The sequence below is a fragment of the Chromohalobacter beijerinckii genome (genome assembly GCF_023061185.1).
Taxonomy (GTDB): Bacteria; Pseudomonadota; Gammaproteobacteria; order Pseudomonadales; family Halomonadaceae; genus Chromohalobacter; species Chromohalobacter beijerinckii.
The window spans coordinates 1-18,407 of the sequence record NZ_JAKGAK010000030.1 but is presented as its reverse complement, the minus strand read 5'-3'; the positions used below and the strand labels follow the sequence as shown (position 1 = coordinate 18,407).

Annotated in this window: 17 protein-coding genes; 9 read left to right on the top strand and 8 right to left on the bottom strand. The window is 61.4% G+C overall.

The annotated features are described in order from the left end of the window. From L1075_RS15275 to L1075_RS15265, 3 genes are all read left to right on the top strand, one after another. Positions 1-675: NAD(P)/FAD-dependent oxidoreductase (locus L1075_RS15275; protein ID WP_246942670.1), on the top strand; the 675-nt coding region annotated here is incomplete at its 5' end. Between the two features lie 152 nt (positions 676-827). Continuing rightward, positions 828-1,091: a helix-turn-helix transcriptional regulator gene (locus L1075_RS15270; protein WP_040245049.1), complete on the top strand. Its 264-nt coding sequence runs from the start codon at positions 828-830 to the stop codon at positions 1,089-1,091. Next, positions 1,081-2,340, top strand: a complete 1,260-nt coding sequence (locus L1075_RS15265) for a type II toxin-antitoxin system HipA family toxin (protein WP_246942668.1) — start codon at positions 1,081-1,083, stop codon at positions 2,338-2,340. The genes L1075_RS15270 and L1075_RS15265 overlap by 11 nt, the downstream gene beginning before the upstream one ends. Before the next feature lie 49 nt (positions 2,341-2,389). Here the strand turns inward: L1075_RS15265 and L1075_RS15260 are convergent, their stop codons facing one another. Beyond that, positions 2,390-4,105, bottom strand: a complete 1,716-nt coding sequence (locus tag L1075_RS15260) for a mechanosensitive ion channel family protein (RefSeq protein WP_246942666.1) — start codon at positions 4,103-4,105, stop codon at positions 2,390-2,392. 319 nt (positions 4,106-4,424) lie between these two features. Here L1075_RS15260 and L1075_RS15255 point away from each other — a divergent pair, with 319 nt between their 5' ends. Continuing rightward, entirely contained in the window at positions 4,425-4,853 is a 429-nt protein-coding gene (locus tag L1075_RS15255) for a DUF2231 domain-containing protein (RefSeq protein ID WP_246942664.1), read from the top strand. Further along, complete coding sequence (locus L1075_RS15250; RefSeq protein ID WP_246942663.1) at positions 4,850-6,274, top strand: PQQ-dependent sugar dehydrogenase; 1,425 nt, start codon at positions 4,850-4,852, stop codon at positions 6,272-6,274. Before L1075_RS15255 ends, L1075_RS15250 begins: the two co-directional genes overlap by 4 nt. A 28-nt stretch (positions 6,275-6,302) precedes the next feature. Here L1075_RS15250 and L1075_RS15245 read toward each other — a convergent pair whose 3' ends face one another. The 4 genes from L1075_RS15245 to L1075_RS15230 form a co-directional block, all read right to left on the bottom strand. Then, on the bottom strand, positions 6,303-7,727 hold the full coding sequence (locus L1075_RS15245; protein WP_246942661.1) for an NAD(P)/FAD-dependent oxidoreductase: 1,425 nt from the start codon (positions 7,725-7,727) through the stop codon (positions 6,303-6,305). Positions 7,728-7,733: 6 nt separating this feature from the next. Then, positions 7,734-8,969, bottom strand: a complete 1,236-nt coding sequence (locus L1075_RS15240; protein ID WP_246942659.1) for a Na+/H+ antiporter NhaC family protein — start codon at positions 8,967-8,969, stop codon at positions 7,734-7,736. A 255-nt stretch (positions 8,970-9,224) separates the two neighbouring features. Beyond that, positions 9,225-10,514: an NAD(P)/FAD-dependent oxidoreductase gene (locus L1075_RS15235; protein ID WP_040245061.1), complete on the bottom strand. Its 1,290-nt coding sequence runs from the start codon at positions 10,512-10,514 to the stop codon at positions 9,225-9,227. Beyond that, complete coding sequence (locus L1075_RS15230; protein WP_246942657.1) at positions 10,511-11,896, bottom strand: glutamine synthetase family protein; 1,386 nt, start codon at positions 11,894-11,896, stop codon at positions 10,511-10,513. Before L1075_RS15230 ends, L1075_RS15235 begins: the two co-directional genes overlap by 4 nt. Positions 11,897-12,065: 169 nt before the next feature. Between L1075_RS15230 and L1075_RS15225 the strand changes: the two genes are divergently transcribed. Both L1075_RS15225 and L1075_RS15220 read left to right on the top strand, forming a co-directional pair. Further along, the gene (locus L1075_RS15225; RefSeq protein WP_075369555.1) at positions 12,066-12,725 is read left to right on the top strand and encodes a GntR family transcriptional regulator; all 660 of its coding nucleotides are present in this window, start codon (positions 12,066-12,068) and stop codon (positions 12,723-12,725) included. A gap of 132 nt (positions 12,726-12,857) precedes the next feature. Next, positions 12,858-13,097: a type II toxin-antitoxin system Phd/YefM family antitoxin gene (locus tag L1075_RS15220; protein WP_246942655.1), complete on the top strand. Its 240-nt coding sequence runs from the start codon at positions 12,858-12,860 to the stop codon at positions 13,095-13,097. Positions 13,098-13,165: 68 nt separating this feature from the next. Here L1075_RS15220 and L1075_RS15215 read toward each other — a convergent pair whose 3' ends face one another. Further along, positions 13,166-15,880, bottom strand: a complete 2,715-nt coding sequence (locus tag L1075_RS15215; RefSeq protein ID WP_246942653.1) for an AAA domain-containing protein — start codon at positions 15,878-15,880, stop codon at positions 13,166-13,168. A gap of 91 nt (positions 15,881-15,971) precedes the next feature. On the opposite strand from L1075_RS15215, the gene L1075_RS15210 reads away from it, so the two are divergent. Further along, on the top strand, positions 15,972-16,301 hold the full coding sequence (locus L1075_RS15210; protein ID WP_246942652.1) for a Wadjet anti-phage system protein JetD domain-containing protein: 330 nt from the start codon (positions 15,972-15,974) through the stop codon (positions 16,299-16,301). Positions 16,302-16,328: 27 nt separating this feature from the next. Here the strand turns inward: L1075_RS15210 and L1075_RS15205 are convergent, their stop codons facing one another. Then, entirely contained in the window at positions 16,329-16,472 is a 144-nt protein-coding gene (locus L1075_RS15205; protein WP_011506075.1) for a DUF2256 domain-containing protein, read from the bottom strand. After that, complete coding sequence (locus tag L1075_RS15200; protein ID WP_246942650.1) at positions 16,472-17,086, bottom strand: TetR/AcrR family transcriptional regulator; 615 nt, start codon at positions 17,084-17,086, stop codon at positions 16,472-16,474. The genes L1075_RS15205 and L1075_RS15200 overlap by 1 nt, the downstream gene beginning before the upstream one ends. Positions 17,087-17,192: 106 nt before the next feature. On the opposite strand from L1075_RS15200, the gene L1075_RS15195 reads away from it, so the two are divergent. Then, positions 17,193-18,200: a Rossmann-fold NAD(P)-binding domain-containing protein gene (locus L1075_RS15195; protein WP_246942648.1), complete on the top strand. Its 1,008-nt coding sequence runs from the start codon at positions 17,193-17,195 to the stop codon at positions 18,198-18,200. Positions 18,201-18,407: the final 207 nt, after the last annotated feature.

Genomic DNA, 18,407 nt, shown 5'->3' with positions numbered 1-18,407 from the left:
GACCCTTACCGCATGGCCTATAAGCTGCTCAACCGCGTGCTCACCGCCCGCGGCCACGTATACGACCGCACCGAGGTCGCCACCGCCACGCCGCATGCGCACGGCGTCACGCTCACTACCGTCAGTGGCCACTCACTCGACTGCCGGTATCTCATCGTCGCCGCGGGCTACGAGGCCCAGTCCTGGCTCGATGACAAGGTCGCCATCAACCGCAGCAGTTATGCCTTCATCACCGACCCCATTGCACCGGATGTGCTCGGCGAACTCGCCTCGACGCTGATCTGGGAATCCGCGCGCCCGTATCTCTACATGCGCACCACCGGTGACGGCCGACTGCTGGTGGGCGGCGAAGACGACGACCTCGATATCCCCGCGCAGCGCGACCAGCGCGTCGGCGAGAAGGCCGAGACCCTGATCGCCCAGGTGGAAACGCTCTTCCCACGGCTCTCGCTCAACCCGACGTTTTCCTGGGGCGGCACCTTCGCCGAAACCGACGACGGACTGCCCTTCTTCGGCCCGCATCCGCAATACGGCCCCCGTGTCCACTTCGCCATGGCCTACGGCGGCAACGGCATCAGCTACAGCATGATCGGCGCCGGCTTGTTACGCGACCTGATCGAGGGCCGAGATCATCCACTGGCCGAGTTATTCTCTTTCCGGCGCGTGGGAGATTGATAAGCTTCAACCACTCATAGTTACCGATCGGTAACTATCTGGGCACCACGGCTCTCGTAGAGCTATAAATTACCGATCAGTAACTATAATGCTGGAAATCACGACACATGACGCTATACTTACCGAACGGTAATTATAGACAAGGCGCACACATGACCGACTCCACCCCACCCAAAACGCTTGGCGACCGAATTCGTCACAGCGAAGACCTTGGCAAGCTCGTGCGCCAGGCGCGTGCCGAACAATCTTTGCTACAGATCGATTTGGCCGGGCTGGCCGGTACCGGAAACCGTTTCATCGTTGATCTGGAGCGGGGTAAACCGACGCTGCAGCTCCAGAAAGTTCTAGACGTACTGGATCTCATGGGTCTCGAGGTCATCGTGCAGCGCAAAGGGATACATCAACATGGCGAGTGACGAGGCCCTGGATGTCTATCATGGCGACTGCCTGGTAGGCAGGCTATACAACGTGCAGCCGCTGCGTTTCGAGTACGAGCCGCCATGGCAAGCATCTCCACGGGCTGTCAGTCTCTCCCCCTCCCTTTCACTGACCCGCCGCGTGCATGTCGGCGATGACGTTGTGGCGTACTTCGAAAATCTCCTGCCAGAAGGCGATCTCCGGCATCACCTGGAGATCCGACACCACACCAGCACCCTCTTCGGACTTTTGAAAGCCATTGGTGGCGATACGGCCAGCGGCTTTACTCTGATACCTTCGGGCGAGGCACTGTCGACGCCCCGTTATCGCCCCCTCCGCTGGAGTGAGCTGGCCGAACATCTTCATCACCGAGAGCGGAGCCCGCTACTGTCACAGCAAGGCGAGGGCGCTCGCATCTCGTTGGCTGGCGCTCAAGACAAGTTGCTATTGATACTAATGGAAGACGGCAGTCCCGCCATACCGGACGGAGCGGCGCCGTCCAGCCATATCCTCAAGCCGGATATTCGGCGCCTGAGCGGTGTCTGGGCATCCGCCCTCAACGAGACGTTCTGCATGCAACTTGCGGCCAAGCTCGAACTCGAGGTGGCAGAAGCCAGCTACCAGTTAGAGACCCGTGCTTGCCTCGTGCGTCGCTATGACCGTACTCCCGATGATCGAGGAGGACTGCGAAGACTGCATCAACTGGACCTCTGCCAGCTCAGTGGCGCCCCGTCGAGTATCAAGTACGAAAGCGATGGCGGCCCCGGATTGGCGCGATGCCGAGAACTACTGCAACAGGCCGGCGTTCCTGCCAGGGACCTCCAGCGACTCATCGGTTGGTTTTTCTTCAATCTACTGATCGGTAACAACGACAGCCACGCCAAGAATCTCTCCCTTTTGCAAACTGACGAAGGCCCGCGGTTGGCACCGTTTTACGACTTGATGAGCACGACGCTCTATAGCGGCTTATCACGCCATTTCGCTTTCCAGGTTGCCGGTGAAAACAGGCCCGGCAACATCGAGAAATCACATTTGGAATCACTCGCCAGATCGTTACGCTTTCAGCCACGTTACTTCATCAGGCTGGGACTCCAACTGGCCGAGCGAATGCCCGCCGCCCTGGCAACAACCCGAGCAAGTCTCGAGGAAGTCGTCCAACCCGGCACGGAACAGGTATTGCTAGAAAGACTCCATCAGCGGCTGACAAGCAACTGTCGCAAACTCTCCGCCCACTGGTCGGCCGGCTAGAGTTGAGACGCAAGCACTCATGGCTCGACGCAGTTGTTGGAGCCCCCTATCAAGAAGCCCCGCCACCGTGGCCGGACGGACGTCCCGGCCTTTCCCCTAACGCCACATCGAATTCGCTGATCGCCGTCACCTCCCTTGGCCACCATTCGGGGTGGTTGTCCCGGATGAAGGCCATCAATTTCTCCCGCACATTCATCTCGGCGACCCAGCCGGCGAAAGGATCCGACGCCATCAGATAGCAGACGACTGTCTGCGCTCGCTCGGTCTGTCCCGTCACGTAACAAGAAAGCTTGTGGTGTTCGATGACGTTATCTTCTTCCTGCGCATACTCTAGGAACTTCTCCCTGAGGCATTGGATGTCAGCGCTCAAGTGGAGGATCAACTCCAGGCTCCGGAACTCCTTCGCACTCTTGACCGACAGGTTTTCGAAGGGCCTAGAGACGAAGTAAGTGACCGGCACGATCAAGCGCCGGTCATTCCAGACCCTCAAGCGAATGTAGGTATAGAAGATACCTTCCACATAACACCACTGGTCTTCGAAGACCACCAGGTCGCCGATACGTATGGGCTTGGCCAACGAGAGCTGAAACGAAGAAAGGATATTGCCGAGTACAGTCTGGCCGGCAATACCCACCAGTACCGCCAATACGCTGGCCGAGGCCAGCAAGGTGACCCCCAGCGTCTCGAATAGCTGGATCTGACTCAGCACATAGATCGAAACAGCAGTGACCGTGATCAGAATAATGATGCGACGCAGCGCGTAGAGTGTCGTCAAGAATTGACGCGCGTCCTGGGGCTTGGTGTCATCGATCTGTCCGATGAGGCGCCGCGTTATTTGCAGCATGAAAGTATCGACTAGGCGCAGCGCAATCGTACAGCCACCCCAAGCCAGAATGATGATCAACAGCACCCGGAAGGACGTGGTCGCCACGGCTGAGAAAGACACTACATAATCGAGCACTGTCTGGGTTACCAGTGACATGACGACGAGTGCTACAGGCGTCTTGATTCGTCCAACAAAAATGCTGGGCGAGCCGGTAGGCAGCCAGCGTGTCGCCATCCCGACCAGATGGTGGACCCACCACCCCATCAGCCCCACCAGCAACAGAAAAACCGGAATGGCGATCCATTCCCAGATTCTGAGCACTCCAAACGAGGCCTTGAAGCGATCCGGAATATACGCCTCAAACATCAAAGGACCGTATTCTTCGTAAAGCAAAGGCACCGAGGAAACACTATCTGGCATGACCAACCAGACTGGCTCCTCGTCACCCACCCGATATCGGCCCAGACGAATATCATAGCTTTCGCCCTTGGCAGTGAGCGATGCCAGCTTGAGGTTCCGTCGAGGCTCTCCCGTCTGAGGATGCTGGCCTGTGGGGTCTTCGATGGCGGCATCCTGGCGCCCGGGAAGGCTGGAAACCTTGAGCCATTCGCCGCGTTTGAGAACCTCGGCCAGTTGCCTGGCCAACTGCTCCCCCCGCTCTCGCTGCTCCGCCGAGGACAGTTCGGAAAGGTTGAGGATCTGCGCCGCTGCCGCGAAGTCCTCATTTTCAGTCAGTGTCAGAAAGCTACGTATCGACTCCCGTGGCGTCATGCGTTTGACCGCTTTGGGAACCTGGCCCAGCCCCGCGTTTAGCGAATCGACGGAGAACCAACGTGTCTCCTCACTGTCGTAGTCCGACGTTTGCGCCGAGCATAAGCTGGAAAATATAAAAACCACTGCAGCCACCAGCCACAGTCGCCATGCGCCATTTTTCTTCATACGTCCCTTACCGATTCAGTGGGCCATCCATGCGATCCACCTACCACCGGATCGTCCCGACCCGGTCGGGCCTTTCTCCATGAAAGACCACCCAGTTAGTGGTTGCTCGCAGTACAGCGCACCGGTGAATGCCGCGTCCAGTTTTCATTCCTCGATGATTCGTTTCCGGGAAGCAACAGCGTGTTATAGGCAAGCAAGGGCACCGGCAGTACGACTATTTTGGTGGGACCTGTATGAGCCAACTACACTGCAGCCGAATGCGCCTCGCTAAGTCCTCTTAGGCGAGGCGTCTTCCACTGATCAGCAAAAGGAGTTTGCCGTGATTGCCACCGCCGAACGACCGGTCCGAAGCGGGCCGAACCCGCTACATGGAATGTTGCTTGCGGGCGCCTTCCCTCTCTTTTTGGGCGCCGCGTTGAGCGATTACGCCTACTCCACGACGTATCAAATACAGTGGAGCCACTTCGCTTCCTGGCTGATCGCCGGCGGCCTGGTGTTCTGCGGTCTGGCGCTGATCTGCGCACTGATCGGGATCTTTCGCTCGGCCGGCCGCCGGGGACTTTCCGTCGTCTACTTCCTGCTGTTGCTGGTGACTTGGGGTCTGGGCTTCGTCAACGCACTGGTCCACGCCAGAGACGCCTGGGGCATGATGCCGACGGGACTGACGCTTTCCATCGCCATTGCCGTGCTCTCTTTCATCGCCGTCTGGATCGGATTCATCAGCCGCAAGCGCGGAGGTCAGTCATGAAGCTAACACCCAAGCCCACTGGCATGCGTTACGCCGCACCGCTCTCGATCCTGCTGCTCGCCGGTGGCGCCCAGGCCGCCGATTCGGGCCAGCAGTACGGTCCTGACCCGGCACTGCCCGAACCCCAGCGCGGGCTGCTCCCCAACATGACGGTCCCCGAGCAGGCCCCGTGGGACGATGCGAAACCCACGGTACCCGATGGCTACACGATCACCGCCATCGCCACCGACCTGAAGGTCCCGCGTCAGACGCTGGTGCTCCCGAACGGCGATATCCTGGTGGCGGAAGGCAAAGGCGGCGGTAACGCCCCGAAATCGCGGCCGAAGGATTTCATCGCCGGGCTAATTCAGTCGCAAGGCACCACCTCGGTCAAAGGCGGCGACCGACTAACGCTGCTGCGTGATGGCGACGGTGATGGCAAGTACGAGGAACAGACGGTTTTCGCCGAAAACCTCAATGCGCCCTACGGGCTCGCCCTGGTGGATGACGATCTCTACGTGGCCAATCAAGATTCGCTCGTTCGCTTCGACTACGAAGAAGGTCAGACAGAGGCCAGCGGCCCGCCGGAAGTGATCACCCCACTCCCCTCGCGGATCAACCACCACTGGACCAAGTCACTGACCGCCAGCGCGGATGGCGACTACCTCTACGTCGGCATCGGCTCCAACAGCAACATCACCGAGCGCGGCATGGCGGCGGAAGTGAACCGTGCGGAAATCTGGGAGATCGATCCGGAGACCGGCGCGCACCGCGCCTATGCCACCGGCGTGCGCAACCCCACCGCGCTGACCATTCAGCCAGACTCGGACGAGCTTTGGGCCGTCGTCAACGAACGCGACGAACTCGGCCCCAACTTGGTGCCCGACTATCTCACCTCCATTCAGGAAGGCGGCTTCTACGGCTGGCCTTACAGCTACTGGGGCCAACACGTCGATCCGCGTGTGAAGCCGGAGAACCCAGAGCTGGTGGAGTCAGCGATCGCGCCCGACTACAGCCTCGGTTCGCACCACGCCCCGCTTGGCGTCGACTTCTCCAACACCGCCGTGGGTGGAGAATTCACCAACGGCGTCTTCGTCGGCGAACACGGCAGTTGGAACCGAGCCGACCCCGTCGGGTACAAGGTGGTCTTCGTGCCATTCGAGAACGGTGAGCCCTCTGGCGACCCGGTCGACTTCGTCTCCGGCTTTCTCACCGGTGACGGCAAGACCCGCGGCCGCCCCGTCGGCGTCACCGTCGCACCGGATGGCTCGGTGATCGTCGCCGACGACATGACCAACGCGATCTGGCGGGTGACGCGAGATGACGACGAGGCACCGTCAGCGGAGTCCGCCACCGAGACATCCGGCGCCTCCAACGAGGAAGCCACATCGCCTGAAGGCGAGCCCGAGATGCCCGAGGACGGATACGCCGGGGACGCATGAACCCGGCGCGGGGCGCCCTGCTCGGCCGTTACTCGATGATCGAGGCGAAGCGATCGTTCAATCGTCTGAGTGCGGGCTTGAGCAGGGGCGCCGGCTTGTCGCGACGCATCAGCGCTTCTTCTCCGGCATAGCTGAAGGTGATCGCTTGCGCGGCGAGCCAGCGTAGCGGCTCGACTTCCCAGCGTTTTATCAGCTGACGATGACTGGCGTCGTTGAAGGCCCAGGGCATGCGCACCCGTTCGGTATCGCGCTCGAGGATCATCTCCGCCAGGGTACGACCGAACAGGTGCGAGGCGGCCACCCCTTCGCCGGCGTAGCCGCCCGCAGTGGCAAGGCCGTCGCGACGGTCGAGGATCGCATGCGGGCGGAAGTTGCGCGACAAGCCCAGCGAACCGCCCCAGCCATACTCGACCCTGACACCCTCCAGCGCGGGCAGGAGATCCACCAGCAGGTCCCGCCGCATGCGGATGGCCTCATCATCGATCGCCTGGTCGGCCTTGGATCTAGCGCCGAGATAATAGTTGCCGCGGGCACCGAAAACGATGCGCCCATCGGCGGTGCGATGGCCGTAATTGATCAACCGGCTGGCATCCGCGAAGGCGGGACGCTCGGCCATGCCGATCTCCTGCCAGCGGGCCTCCGATAGCGGCTCGGTGGCGATCACCAGGCTCTGCACCGGAATCACGTGGCGCTTGAAATCGAGGAACCGGTCGGCGTACCCCTCGGTGGCACACACCACCATCGGTGACTCGACGCTGCCTTCGCGCGTGCTCACCTTGTGGTGCGACAGGGTTTCGGCGCGGCTCTGCTCATGGATCGTCACGCCCAGGCGCTCGACGCACTCGGCCAGGCCAGCGACCAGCTTGGCCGGGTTCAGCGTGGCGACCTGGCGATGATAGATGCCGCCGTAGCCGTTTCTGAATCGGGCCTTCTCCGAGAGTTGCTCGGCATCCAGCCAGTAGCAGTTCGCCTCGCTGTGCCCCAGCTCATGCAGATGCTGCAGGTAGTCGCGCTGGATGGCGATCTGATCTCGGTAGCGAGCCGCCGCATAGATCGCGCCGCCCTTGTTGAAATCGGCCTCTATCCCCTCGTGGGCCAGTACCCGGCCGACCTCGTCGACGTTATCGGCCACCACGCCACAACAGGTTTGCCGTTCCGCCAATGGCAAGTCCCCGATATGCCGCTCCAGCCCGGCGAGGTTACCCACCACCCAGCCGCCATTGCGCCCCGACGCGCCATGACCGACACGTTCGGCCTCGAGCACGACGATCTCTCGCTCGGGGGCAAGGCGCTTCAGGTAATAAGCGGTCCATAGCCCGGTGAAGCCGGCACCGACGATGACCACGTCGGCCTGGACATGCGCGGTCAGGCGCGGGCGCGACGCCGGCCGCTCGCCCAGGGTGGTGCTCCAGAAGTTGCTAAGCGCATCAGTGTGCATGGCGTATTCGCTCATCCAAGATCACATGTAGCCCAGCACCAGATACCCCGCGGCGGCAATACAGCCCGCGAGGGCCGCATAAGGCAACTGGGTGAAGGCGTGCTGGAAGGGAGTGCAGCCGCTGGCCTGGGCGGTCAGTACCGTGGCATCGGAATAGAAGCAGGCATGACTGCCGAAGGTGCTGGCAGAGAGCGTGGCACCGATCACCAGCGTCATGTCGGCCCCGAGGTTCTGCCCCAGCACGGCGACGATCGGCAGGATGATCACGAACACGCCCCAGTTGGACCCGGTGGCAAAGGACACGAAACCCATGACGGTGAAAATGATGAAGGGCAGCATTTCCGCGCTGACCAGCGGCTCGACCGTGGTGATGACATAATCGGCGAGCCCCAGCGAGGTGTTGACCTCATTGAAGAGGAAAGCGGCCACCAGCACGGCCAAGGCATCCAGCATCGACTTGAAGCCTTCCAGGATATTGTCGAAGGTCTGGCTGGGCGACAGCTTCTTGAACCCGATGAAAGCCACGATCATGCCGGCCAGGGTCACGAAGATGCCCATCAGGAAATCCAGATCGAACCACCAGGTAAAGAAGGCCAGTGACGCCATGGGCAGCAGAAAGGACCAGATGCTGCCTTTCGCATGGGTGTCCGCTTCGAGGTGGGCGATTTCGTCATCGATGTGTTCGGCACCGGGAGGCACGCACTGCCCTTGCTTTTCGGCACGCTGCTCGGCCTTCTTCATCGGGCCGAAGGCAGGAATCCAGCGCAAGATGAAAAGCGGCACCAGGATCACCGCGACCCAGGGGTAGAACATGAAGGGAATGGCCTGGATGTAGGTCCACACCCCCTGGCCATCCTCTGCCACGCCGTTGCTCTCGAGCAGCGCGCCGAAGAAGACCGCCCAGGTCGAGATCGGGATCAACACGCTGATGGGCGCCGCGGTGGAGTCGACCACGTAGGCCAGCATTTCCCGGGACGTCTTGAAGCGGTCGGTGACCTTGCGCATCGAGGTGCCGACGGCCAGGGAGTTCAGATAGTCGTCGACGAACAGGATGATGCCCATGACCCAGCAGCCCAGCAGCGCGCGAGGCTTGTTGGTGGTATAGCGCATCAGCTTGTCCGCAAAAGCGCGCGAAGAACCGGACTTGAGCAGCAGCGCAATGATACTGCCCATCAGGCCACAGACCATGATGACCCAGGCGACATCTTCATCGGTCATCACCGTGAGCAGATCCTCGGTAAGGCTGCTCAGGGGCATTGCCGGGATCGATCATCAGGGTGCCGATAAAGGCCCCCAGGACCAAGGGTTCGAGGGCCCTGCGTGTCCACAATGCCAGTATCAGGACGATTGCCGTGGGCAGCAGGACAAGGGGATTGTCATATTCCATCGTGTCTCACCTCAGCGGAGTTGTTGTTGTGCTTTCGTGAATGACGGGAAGCCGAATTGTCGGGCGCAAATGCGCCGCTATTGCAGTTTTTCGAGTAATTTTTATTTAAGTTTTTCTAGTAATTGCTACTTCAGCTTTTCTAGTAATTGGTAGTACCACATGCCGGCCGCCAGCAGTGCATTGCCGAGCCGGTCGTCGAGCGGGATGCGGAGGTGTCGAACGCCGGCAAAGGCATCGAACTCCTCGAGCGTGCCGGAAACGGCATTGGCCATGATCTCGCCAACGATGTGCGAGGTGGCGATGCCGTGGCCGGAGTAGCCCTGGGCGTAGTAGACGTTGTCCGAGAGCTTGCCGAGCTGGGGAATGCGGTTGATGACGATGCCCGCCATGCCTTGCCATTGAAAATCGATGGCAACGCCCTCGAGTTGCGGGAAGGTGTGCTCCAAGCGCGGCCGCAGCTCAGAGGCGATGTCGTCCGAATCGCGGCCGGAGTAGTTGGCGCCGCCACCGAAGAGGAGCCTCTTGTCGGCGGTCAATCGGTAGTAATCGAGCACGAAACGCGTGTCATAGACCGCCAGGTCCTCGGGATCGATGGCCTGCACCTGTTCGGACGATAGCGGCGCCGTCGTCACGATGCCCAGCGATGCCGGAAACAACTTGCCCTTCAGCTGCTTGCGCTCGAGGCGGTGATAGGCGTTGCCGGCCAGGATCACGCTGTCGGCCATCACCCGACCGTGCTCGCCGACCACCACCGGCGTATCGCCGTGCTCGAGATCCACCACCGGCGAATGCTCGAAGATCAGCGCCCCCAGGCTTGCCGCCGCGCGGGCCTCCCCGAGGCACAGGTTGAGCGGGTGCAGGTGCATGTTGTAATCGTTGCGGATCGCACCGTGATAGAGTTCGGTGCCGACCACGCCGCGCACCGCTTCGGCATCCAGCCAGTGGATGTGCTCGCCAATGGCATGGCGTTGCGACGCCTCGAAATCCTGTCGCAACGCCTTGATATGGCTGGGCTTGTAGGCCGCCTGCAGGTGGCCGTGCTTGAGATCGCAGGGGATCGCATACTTCTCGACCCGTTGCTTGATGATCCGGTGCCCGCGCCAGCGCAGGTTCCAGACGAACGCCTCGGCGTCGTCGCCCAGCGTGTGGCGCATTTGCCGGGTCATGGCGTCCTGGCCGGAGAGACTGCCGGTCACCTGCCCGCCGTTGCGTCCGCTGGCCCCCCAGCCGATTCGGTTGGCCTCGACGATGGCCACGCGATAGCCGCGTTCGGCCAGTTCGACTGCCGTGGCCACGCCGGTGAAGCCGCCGCCGACGATCGCCACGTCGACACGATGCTCGCCCTCCAATCGCGGATAGTCGGATTCCTGAACGATCGATGCGGTGTAATAGGAAGCACAGCGTTGCTGGGTCATGCCTGCTCCTTAGAGTCGGGAAAGATACGTCTGGCGGTCGACATCGGTGACCCTGGCCATGAGCTCCCGGGCCTCGTGACGCTTGATTCTGGCGTAGAGATCTCGATACGCCGTGCCGAATATATCGGCCATGGCCGACGAGGCGGCGAAGCGCTCGAGCGCGGTGAGCCAATCATGGGTGAGATGCTCGGGGGGGCTGCCGCGAATGGGCTTCGTCCTCGATGGCCGGTGGCGGCGCGATGCGTTGCTCGAGCCCATGCAGAATGCCCCCCCAGCAGCGCCGTGGCGACCAGGTAAGGATTGGCATCGGCGCCGGCCACGCGATGCTCCAGACGCGCCGCGGCGCCATGCCATTCCGGCACGCGGACGGCCGCACCGCGATGATCGCACCCCCAGGTGCACTCGATCGGAGCGAAGCTGTCGGGTTGAAAGCGGCGGTAGGAATTGCCATGCGGCGCGAAGATCGCCTGGCCATCGAGCAAGCTGTGCATCACACCGCCGATGGCAGCGTCGAGATGCCCGGCGCCGTTGTCCTGATCGAAGATATTGTTGCCATCTTCGTCGAGCACACTGACGTGAAGATGCATGCCCGACCCCGCCTGATCGGTGTAGGGCTTGGCCATGAAGGTGCTCGCCAGGCCGTGGTGACGGGCGGCCTGAGCCACGAGACGCTTGAAGTACAGCGCATCGTCGGCGGCAGCCAGGGCATCCGGGCGATGCCAGAGATTGACCTCGAACTGCCCCGGGCCGAACTCGGCGATCAGCGTATCCGCCGGAATATTCTGGGCGCGGGCGAACGCGCGAATGGTGTCGAGGACCGGCGCCACCGCATCCATCGTCTCGAGCTCGTAGAGCTGCTGACCCCGGGGTTCTCCGCCCGGACACAGCGGCGCGGGCGGCATGGTCTTCAGTGCGTGCCGTGCCTCGGCGTCGAGCAAGTAGAACTCCAGTTCGATGGCGACCACCGGCGTCCAGCCGTGGCTTCTAAAACGCTCGACGACCGCGGCGAGCATGGCGCGCGGGTCCATGAAACTCGGCGTGCCGTTCAGATCGTGCAGGGTGGTGAGCACCTGGTGGCCCTTGGCCCAGGGCAATGGCGTCAAGGTACGCTCATCGGCGTGACAGACACCGTCGGGGTCGCCGATCGACTGCGACAGCCCGGTCAGCGCATCGTTGTCCTCGCCCCAGATATCCAGCGACTGCGTCGAGAGCGGCAGGCGCACCTGCCCGTCCATCACCTTGTCGAGCTGTTCGGCGGGCACCCACTTGCCGCGCGGAATGCCGTTCATGTCGATGCACAACACGTCGACTCGGTCGGCGCCCTCCTCCCCGTGAGGACGGTCAGTGCTGTGGGCAAACGAAGCCTGCGATATCTGCGCCATAGGGGACTCTCGATCTTGTTATGGTCCGATGTGATCACACGTGTGTGATCACACTAGCAGAGCCCCATCAACCCCACAAGCAAGCCGGTATCGTGATTGCCCCCGCCAGTTACGTTAAGCTGGAACGCCTGGCTCGGCTTCCTCATCACAAAAGGCTTTGGCACATCGCATGACCACGGAATCAACCGCCAGTCGTACGGCTTTTTCACCCGATACCGCCTCGACCCGGCTTCACCGGGCTCTGCGCGTGCGTCTTTGCGAGGGTGACTTCACGCCCGGCGAAGTGATCTCGATTCGGCGCATCGCCGCGCAATACGGCACCGGCACCATGCCGGCCCGCGAGGCGATACGCTGGCTGGTGACCGAGGGCGCGCTGATCTTCTCCGACAGCCGCAAGATCATCGTCCCGGAGCTGAGCCATGACCGGTTCCATGAAATCCTGTTCGCCAGAAAGAACCTGGAAACCGAGGTGTCACGCCAGGCCTTCGACAATATCGGCGCCACCGACATCGAGGCCCTGGAACGGATCGACGAGCAGATCAACGACGCCATCGCCCAGGGCGACCTGGTCAGCTACATGCGCGGCAATTACCAGTTTCACTTCCATATCTACCGCCTGAGCCAATCGCAGGTGCTGTTGCCACTGGTCGAGATACTCTGGCTGCAATACGGCCCCAGCATGCGCTACATCTGCACGCGCTGGGGCGCATCGAGCATCGCCGACGACTATCATCGCGAAGTGACACAGGCGCTCAGGCGCGGCGACCTGGCGTCGTTCTGCGAGGCGATTGCCGCGGATATCGAACAGGGCATGCTGCTGCTGGAATGACGAAACCGCACAATGATGGACGCTTTCAAACTGGTATGTTCTTCATCTATACCGGTTGGACCTAGCCCTTACTATGATTGGCATGGTGGTGATTTGTCTGGGCTTGAAGACAAGACTTAGCTCAGAGGTGTCATGGACATCATCAATATGCGCGACGCCAATACGCGCCTATTCCAGTTGGTGGACAAGGCCGCGAAGGGTGAGCCTTTCATTATCTCCAAGGCCGGCAAGCCAATGGCACGGGTGACCGCGGTGGATGCGCCGGAGCCCGGAAAGGTCCGGCACCGGGGGTTTCTCAAGAGGCAGATGCGGGTGCCGGAGGACTTTGATCGCCTCGGTGAAACCGACATTGCCGATTCCTTCAAGGGCTGAATAAATCTGCTACTGGATACGCATTTGCTGCTGTGGGCGGCGCTGAAGATGCGCAGGACGATGCTGCGTTACGCGTCGCCCGCAGGGGTCGTCCACGGGGAGATAAAGTCGGCGATTCTCTCTTCGATACGACCCTCGACGGTGCGCAGACGCAGGATGAGAATGCCGCTTTTCTCCAGGATGCTGTTCTTCAAGGCGTCCCGCGCCGCCTGATCGGGCCGGTCATGGGAGCCACCGTCGACTTCGATCACCCCCAGCGGGGTCTTGCCCACCTTGAAATAGATCACGAAATCGCAACTGGCACGCGCCATGAAGGCCCGCTCACGCTGCGTCAAATCCGGGTTTCTCGGTGATGCGATCTGATTCAGCTTGACCTGATCGTGACACATCAACGCTTGGCATGACGGATCGGATAGCGCCTCGCGCAGCAGCTGCGCCGCGATCTGTTCGGATCTGTAGCGTGAATCCTCAGGCCGCAAGCGAGCGTTCAAGCGCGCCAGGGATTGATCGAACTCGCGGTAAAGCAAGTCGAAAGCCGACACCACAGGCGCACGCACGATCTGCTCGTCCTGAGCGTAATAGGCAAAGTAGCGCATCAAGGCCGCAATATGGCCGTTGTTTCCGGCGAACACCTCATCGCCCGTTACCAGGGTGAAACGGTGCTTGGCCCGCGACACCGCCACGTTAATCATGCGCGGATCATCGACGAAATCCAGCCGTTTGCGCTCCTGGTTGTAGCGTTTCTTGTCCAGCACGGTGGAGAAGACGATCTCGTCGCACTCCCGGCCCTGGAACTTATGCACGGTATCCTTGACGAAATCCGCTGGCAGATGCGTGCCGGAGAGATTGACCTGTGCCCGGAACGGCGCGATGAAACCACACCCGTCGCCGTCCAGCCCGACCGGCTCGCCCTCGTCATCGAGCAGCTTGAGCAGGGAGTCCAACTCCCGCAGGTTGGTATTCTGACGGGTGTGGTTGCCCTTGGCGGTCACCACCAGGCGCAGTGGCACTTCGCCCTTGTCCTCCGTCATGGGCACCAGCGCGTTGTCGTAGAACTGCTGATTGCAGAACTGGATGATCCTGGGATGGCAGCGATAATGCTCCTTCAGCAGGGTCTTGGGTAGCGTCTCCTTGAACACCTCGATGCACGAATCGAGCAGGCTGTATCGCTCGCAATCGTAAGCGTCGGCGGGCGCCGGCAGGTCCAGCTTCACCGGAATGTGCGCCAACTGTCGGTTGTCACCAACGACGATCAGATTTTTGGCGCAACCCAGCGCCAAGATGCCCGGCACGATGTCCTGCAACGAGGCTTCGTCGATGATCACGTAGTCGAGGATTGCCCCCGGCGCGATCGAATTGACGATGGAGTGCGTGCCGCTGCCCAGGATCGGGAAACGCCGCACGAAGGCATCGAACTGCTGCTGACGCCGGTATGTCTTGGCATCGAAACTTTCCGAGGGCTGCGTCTGGCGTTGCAGATGCTGCTTCAGATGGCGCATTGATGCCGTCTTCAATGCTTCCAGCGAGGCTTCGAAATTTTCTCTCGCCAGCGATTCGCGGCACGTCTGCAGTTCCGCTTCCTTCTCCTGCAATGCCTTGTCGTAATAGTGCATCTGCAGGGCATGGAAAACAGCCAGGCGCGTATCGCCCTGGGCGAACGGCTTGGCACGGAAAATCCTGAAGTTGAACAGCAACTCGATGCGGTCCTTGAGGCGGGTGCGCTGCTCGCCGAGATGGGCCAGGTAGGCCATCAGGTCCGCGGTCTTTCGCGGCGTCAGCCCGTACTTGTCCAACGAGGCGGCGGCCTGCACGCCACTGTCTGCCTGCCACTTCTGCAGGTAGCGTCGCTCGACGATCAACTCATCGATTTCGACTCGCAGTTGCGCCATCCGATTTTGATCGTGCAAGAGCTTCTTCAAGCGGCCCAGTAGAGCCTGAATTTCCTCCAGAGTCGGGGCAGGTTCAGGCTCGCTGGATGGCCAAGGCGGCAGGTCGGCGAAGAAGTCCTGGCGGTTACTCTGGTTGCCGAGCTTGGCGATCAGATGACCCAAGCCGCACTTCTCCAGCTTTTCGTAAACGTTTTCCACCGCCGCATTGTTGTTGGACAGCACCGCCACAGTCTGTCCGCGCAGCAGGATATTGGCGAGGATGTTGAGGATGGTCTGGGTCTTGCCAGTCCCCGGTGGGCCTTCGATCACGCTGACCTGGGCGCGGAAGGCTTGCTCGACCGCCGCGAGCTGGCTCTCGTTCAGTCCGAACGGATAGATCAGCCCCTCATCCATCGCCAGCGCCCCATTGCATCCTGTGCAATAGGCCTGCAAAGCGGTGTCGGCACTGGCAGGGAGCTTTTCCAATTGGCGCACCACGTTGGCGGCGATTTCACGGTCGGTCTTCGACTTCGCACGATCCTGCCGGGCATGCGCCACTGCCTCGAAATAACGAAAGGCCGGTGTTCCCTTCATTGCCGTCGACGCATCAAAGTCGATGTCGTCTATCTTGTAGACGTAGGGCTTGTCAGCATTCGGATAGTGCACGACGGCATACCGCTCACCGTAGATCGTCGCCTTGGCGATGGGCGTGACTATCGTGCTGGGGGGCTTAGTCATCAACATCTCGCCCAGTTCTCGAATGGGCGAGATGACGCAGTCGTCGAGAGCGTGTACGGCCTTGCCCTTGTTCACATAGGAGCACTTCAGTTGCAGGCCTTCTTGCTTATCGCTCCAGATCGACCAATTGGTGATCTCTGCGGTCCTGTCCTCGCCACCCACCTGAATCGAAACCATACGCCCCTTTATTTGTTCGCGAACGACATCCGAATCCCCACACACGATCAGAAGTCGTTACTACCCAAGGTGAGGATCATCTTGCCATCATTTGCTGCGCGCCTGCCCCGAGGGCGCCCTCAGCGGCAACGAGGAAGAGCAGTACAACAAGCGGAAATTTCTGCAGGTAAAACACATCATCGAACCCCATTGCGGTCTGCTCAGCGAACTGTTCGAGGCGCACCGGCCGGTCTGGGGGCGGGAAGACGACGCCAAGCGGTTCACCGGCGTACTCGATAATCTGACCGAAGCAGAACGTGACGTGTTTGAAACACTCAGCGAGAACCGATTGGCGCCCGCTCTACGGTTGGAGCAGGAGCACATCGCCCAGCGCTGGTTGCTGGAAGCGCTGAGTCGATTCAAAGCGTGCCCTGCCAGCTGAGGGTGCTCAACCAGGCATCATGAAAACTCAACATCCCCTCTTCTCGCGGCGACACCGGGCCGAGCAGTAGACGACATTCTCCCAGTCCCGCGCCCACTTCTTGCGCCAGGCAAAGGGGCGCTGGCACACCGGGCAGATCTTGGTGGGGAGGTGAGGTTTGCGATGCGGCATCAAGACGTCTCCCGAAGCCCACCCCGGATCAGTGCGGCGAAGGCTTGTGCTGCGTCGTTTTCACTGCACTGGTCGCGCACCATGGCCGCCGAGAGCGCGTCACCCGCACCGATCAAGCCGACACAGCGGCGTTCGAGCTCAGTCTCCCCAAGCGTGCAATAGGGCCGCAATACCGCCGCGAACAGCTGAACGTAGCCATCGAGCAACTCCTGATAGACCGCCTCTTTCTCTTCGCTTCCCGCCAGCGCGGCGCCAATGGCATGCCACTCGCCGCTGGTGTCGGCATGGCAATGCACGTGGGCGGCCGCGAGCAGCGACGCAGTTTCCTCGAAGCTCCGGCCATCGGCCGTCAGCGTTTCGCGAAGTGCCTCCGATTGCCGACGATCGATCAGTTTGTATAACGCGATCAGAAGCTGCGAGCGCGTTCCGAAGTGATCATAAGCGACCGGTTTGGAGACGCCGGCACGCGCTGCCAGATGGCCCAGCGTCAGTCGATCCGCGCCCTCTTCCCGCACGATCTGCAACGCCGTATCCAGTAATTGATGCCGCCGCTCGGTCCCGGAGAGCCGCCTGGCGCCCGTTTTCTCTCCTGTCTCGCCTGCATTGCGCTTCACGTTTTTCCCTCTTCCAGGCTCTCTGGCAAATTGAAAACCTACCACGAGTAGGTTACTGTTCAAAAACCTACCTTTAGTAGGTTATCTCTCGACCCGGAGACCCGACATGACACTCGACCCCATCCTGCTCATTGGAGGCGCCGGTACCGTCGGCCGCCAGGCGGCACGCTTCCTACGCGAAACGTATCCGGAACTTCCCCTGCTGATCGGCGGACGCGATCTCGCCAGAGCCCAGCAAGCGGCCGCTGGTATCGGCAACGCCGAAGGCGTGGCGGTGGACCTCGGCGCGCAAGATATTGGTCTCGGCGCACGCCCGGTCAGCGCCATCGCGATTTTTTTCACCGACACCACCACTGCCGCGCTTCAATTCGCGCAACGTCGGGGCGTGCCCTATCTCAGCGTGTCCCCCGCCATGACCGAAATCGGCCCCGACATCGCCGCCTATATGCACCGACCGAATGCTGCACCGGTGGTGCTGGGTACCGAATGGCTGGTGGGAGCGACGACGATTCCCGCGCTCGAGTTCGCCAAGACCTTCCGTCGCATCGACACGATTCGCATCGGCGCCTTGCTGGACGAGCAAGACGAAGGCGGCCCGGCCTCTTTCGACGACCTGGAGCGTCAGACGCAGGCCCTTCCTGCCGTCCAGGCACGCCGCAACGGTGCCTGGATCTGGCGTAGCGGCGACGACCTAGAGACCCACTTTCGCGCGGCCGATGGGACGACACTGCAAGCGACCGGGCTATCGCCTCACGACGTGTTCGGCCTCGCCACCGTGACCGGTGCACCCAACGTTGAATTCAACCTGGCCATTGGTGTCAGTTCGAGCCGCCGCCGTGGCGAGCCGATGTCCACCGAGATCATCATCGAACTCGAGGGCGAGGATCAGGCAGCGCAGCCGCTACGCTCACGCCGCGCGGTGACTCATCCCGAAGGGCAAATGCCGCTGACAGGGCTGGGGATCGCGCTACTCCTCGAGAGGCTCGTCGGTCTCGACGGCAAACCGGCGGTTCGCGCGGGGCTCTACTTTCCGTATCAACTGCTGGACCCCGCGGTCTACCTCGAGCGCTTCGCGCAGGCCGGTGGGCGGCTCTTGGAGCTCGACGTCCGCTAACGCCCCAGCGCACATGCACCCTCCTCCCAAGTCATGCATGCTGGTGGGCAAGGATCTAACGACATCACGGTATCGAAGCCGCCGACCGCCTGCACCGGGACCACGAGATGTTCCGCGAGGATCACGCCCGAGGCGCGTTCGAGCACCTGGACTGGGTGCATCGGTGAGTAATAGCGTGGTCGAAGTGCACTTGGGCACGCTCGGTGT

Excerpts from the sequence above, each read along its gene's own strand:
- L1075_RS15230 (WP_246942657.1), bottom strand. The coding sequence starts at position 11,896 with ATGGCGCAGATATCGCAGGCTTCGTTTGCCCACAGCACTGACCGTCCT.
- L1075_RS15260 (WP_246942666.1), bottom strand. The coding sequence starts at position 4,105 with ATGAAGAAAAATGGCGCATGGCGACTGTGGCTGGTGGCTGCAGTGGTT.
- L1075_RS15235 (WP_040245061.1), bottom strand. The coding sequence starts at position 10,514 with ATGACCCAGCAACGCTGTGCTTCCTATTACACCGCATCGATCGTTCAG.
- L1075_RS15205 (WP_011506075.1), bottom strand. The coding sequence starts at position 16,472 with ATGCCGCATCGCAAACCTCACCTCCCCACCAAGATCTGCCCGGTGTGC.
- L1075_RS15195 (WP_246942648.1), top strand. The coding sequence starts at position 17,193 with ATGACACTCGACCCCATCCTGCTCATTGGAGGCGCCGGTACCGTCGGC.
- L1075_RS15250 (WP_246942663.1), top strand. The coding sequence starts at position 4,850 with ATGAAGCTAACACCCAAGCCCACTGGCATGCGTTACGCCGCACCGCTC.
- L1075_RS15225 (WP_075369555.1), top strand. The coding sequence starts at position 12,066 with ATGACCACGGAATCAACCGCCAGTCGTACGGCTTTTTCACCCGATACC.
- L1075_RS15240 (WP_246942659.1), bottom strand. The coding sequence starts at position 8,969 with ATGCCCCTGAGCAGCCTTACCGAGGATCTGCTCACGGTGATGACCGAT.
- L1075_RS15265 (WP_246942668.1), top strand. The coding sequence starts at position 1,081 with ATGGCGAGTGACGAGGCCCTGGATGTCTATCATGGCGACTGCCTGGTA.
- L1075_RS15245 (WP_246942661.1), bottom strand. The coding sequence starts at position 7,727 with ATGAGCGAATACGCCATGCACACTGATGCGCTTAGCAACTTCTGGAGC.
- L1075_RS15270 (WP_040245049.1), top strand. The coding sequence starts at position 828 with ATGACCGACTCCACCCCACCCAAAACGCTTGGCGACCGAATTCGTCAC.
- L1075_RS15215 (WP_246942653.1), bottom strand. The coding sequence starts at position 15,880 with ATGGTTTCGATTCAGGTGGGTGGCGAGGACAGGACCGCAGAGATCACC.
- L1075_RS15220 (WP_246942655.1), top strand. The coding sequence starts at position 12,858 with ATGGACATCATCAATATGCGCGACGCCAATACGCGCCTATTCCAGTTG.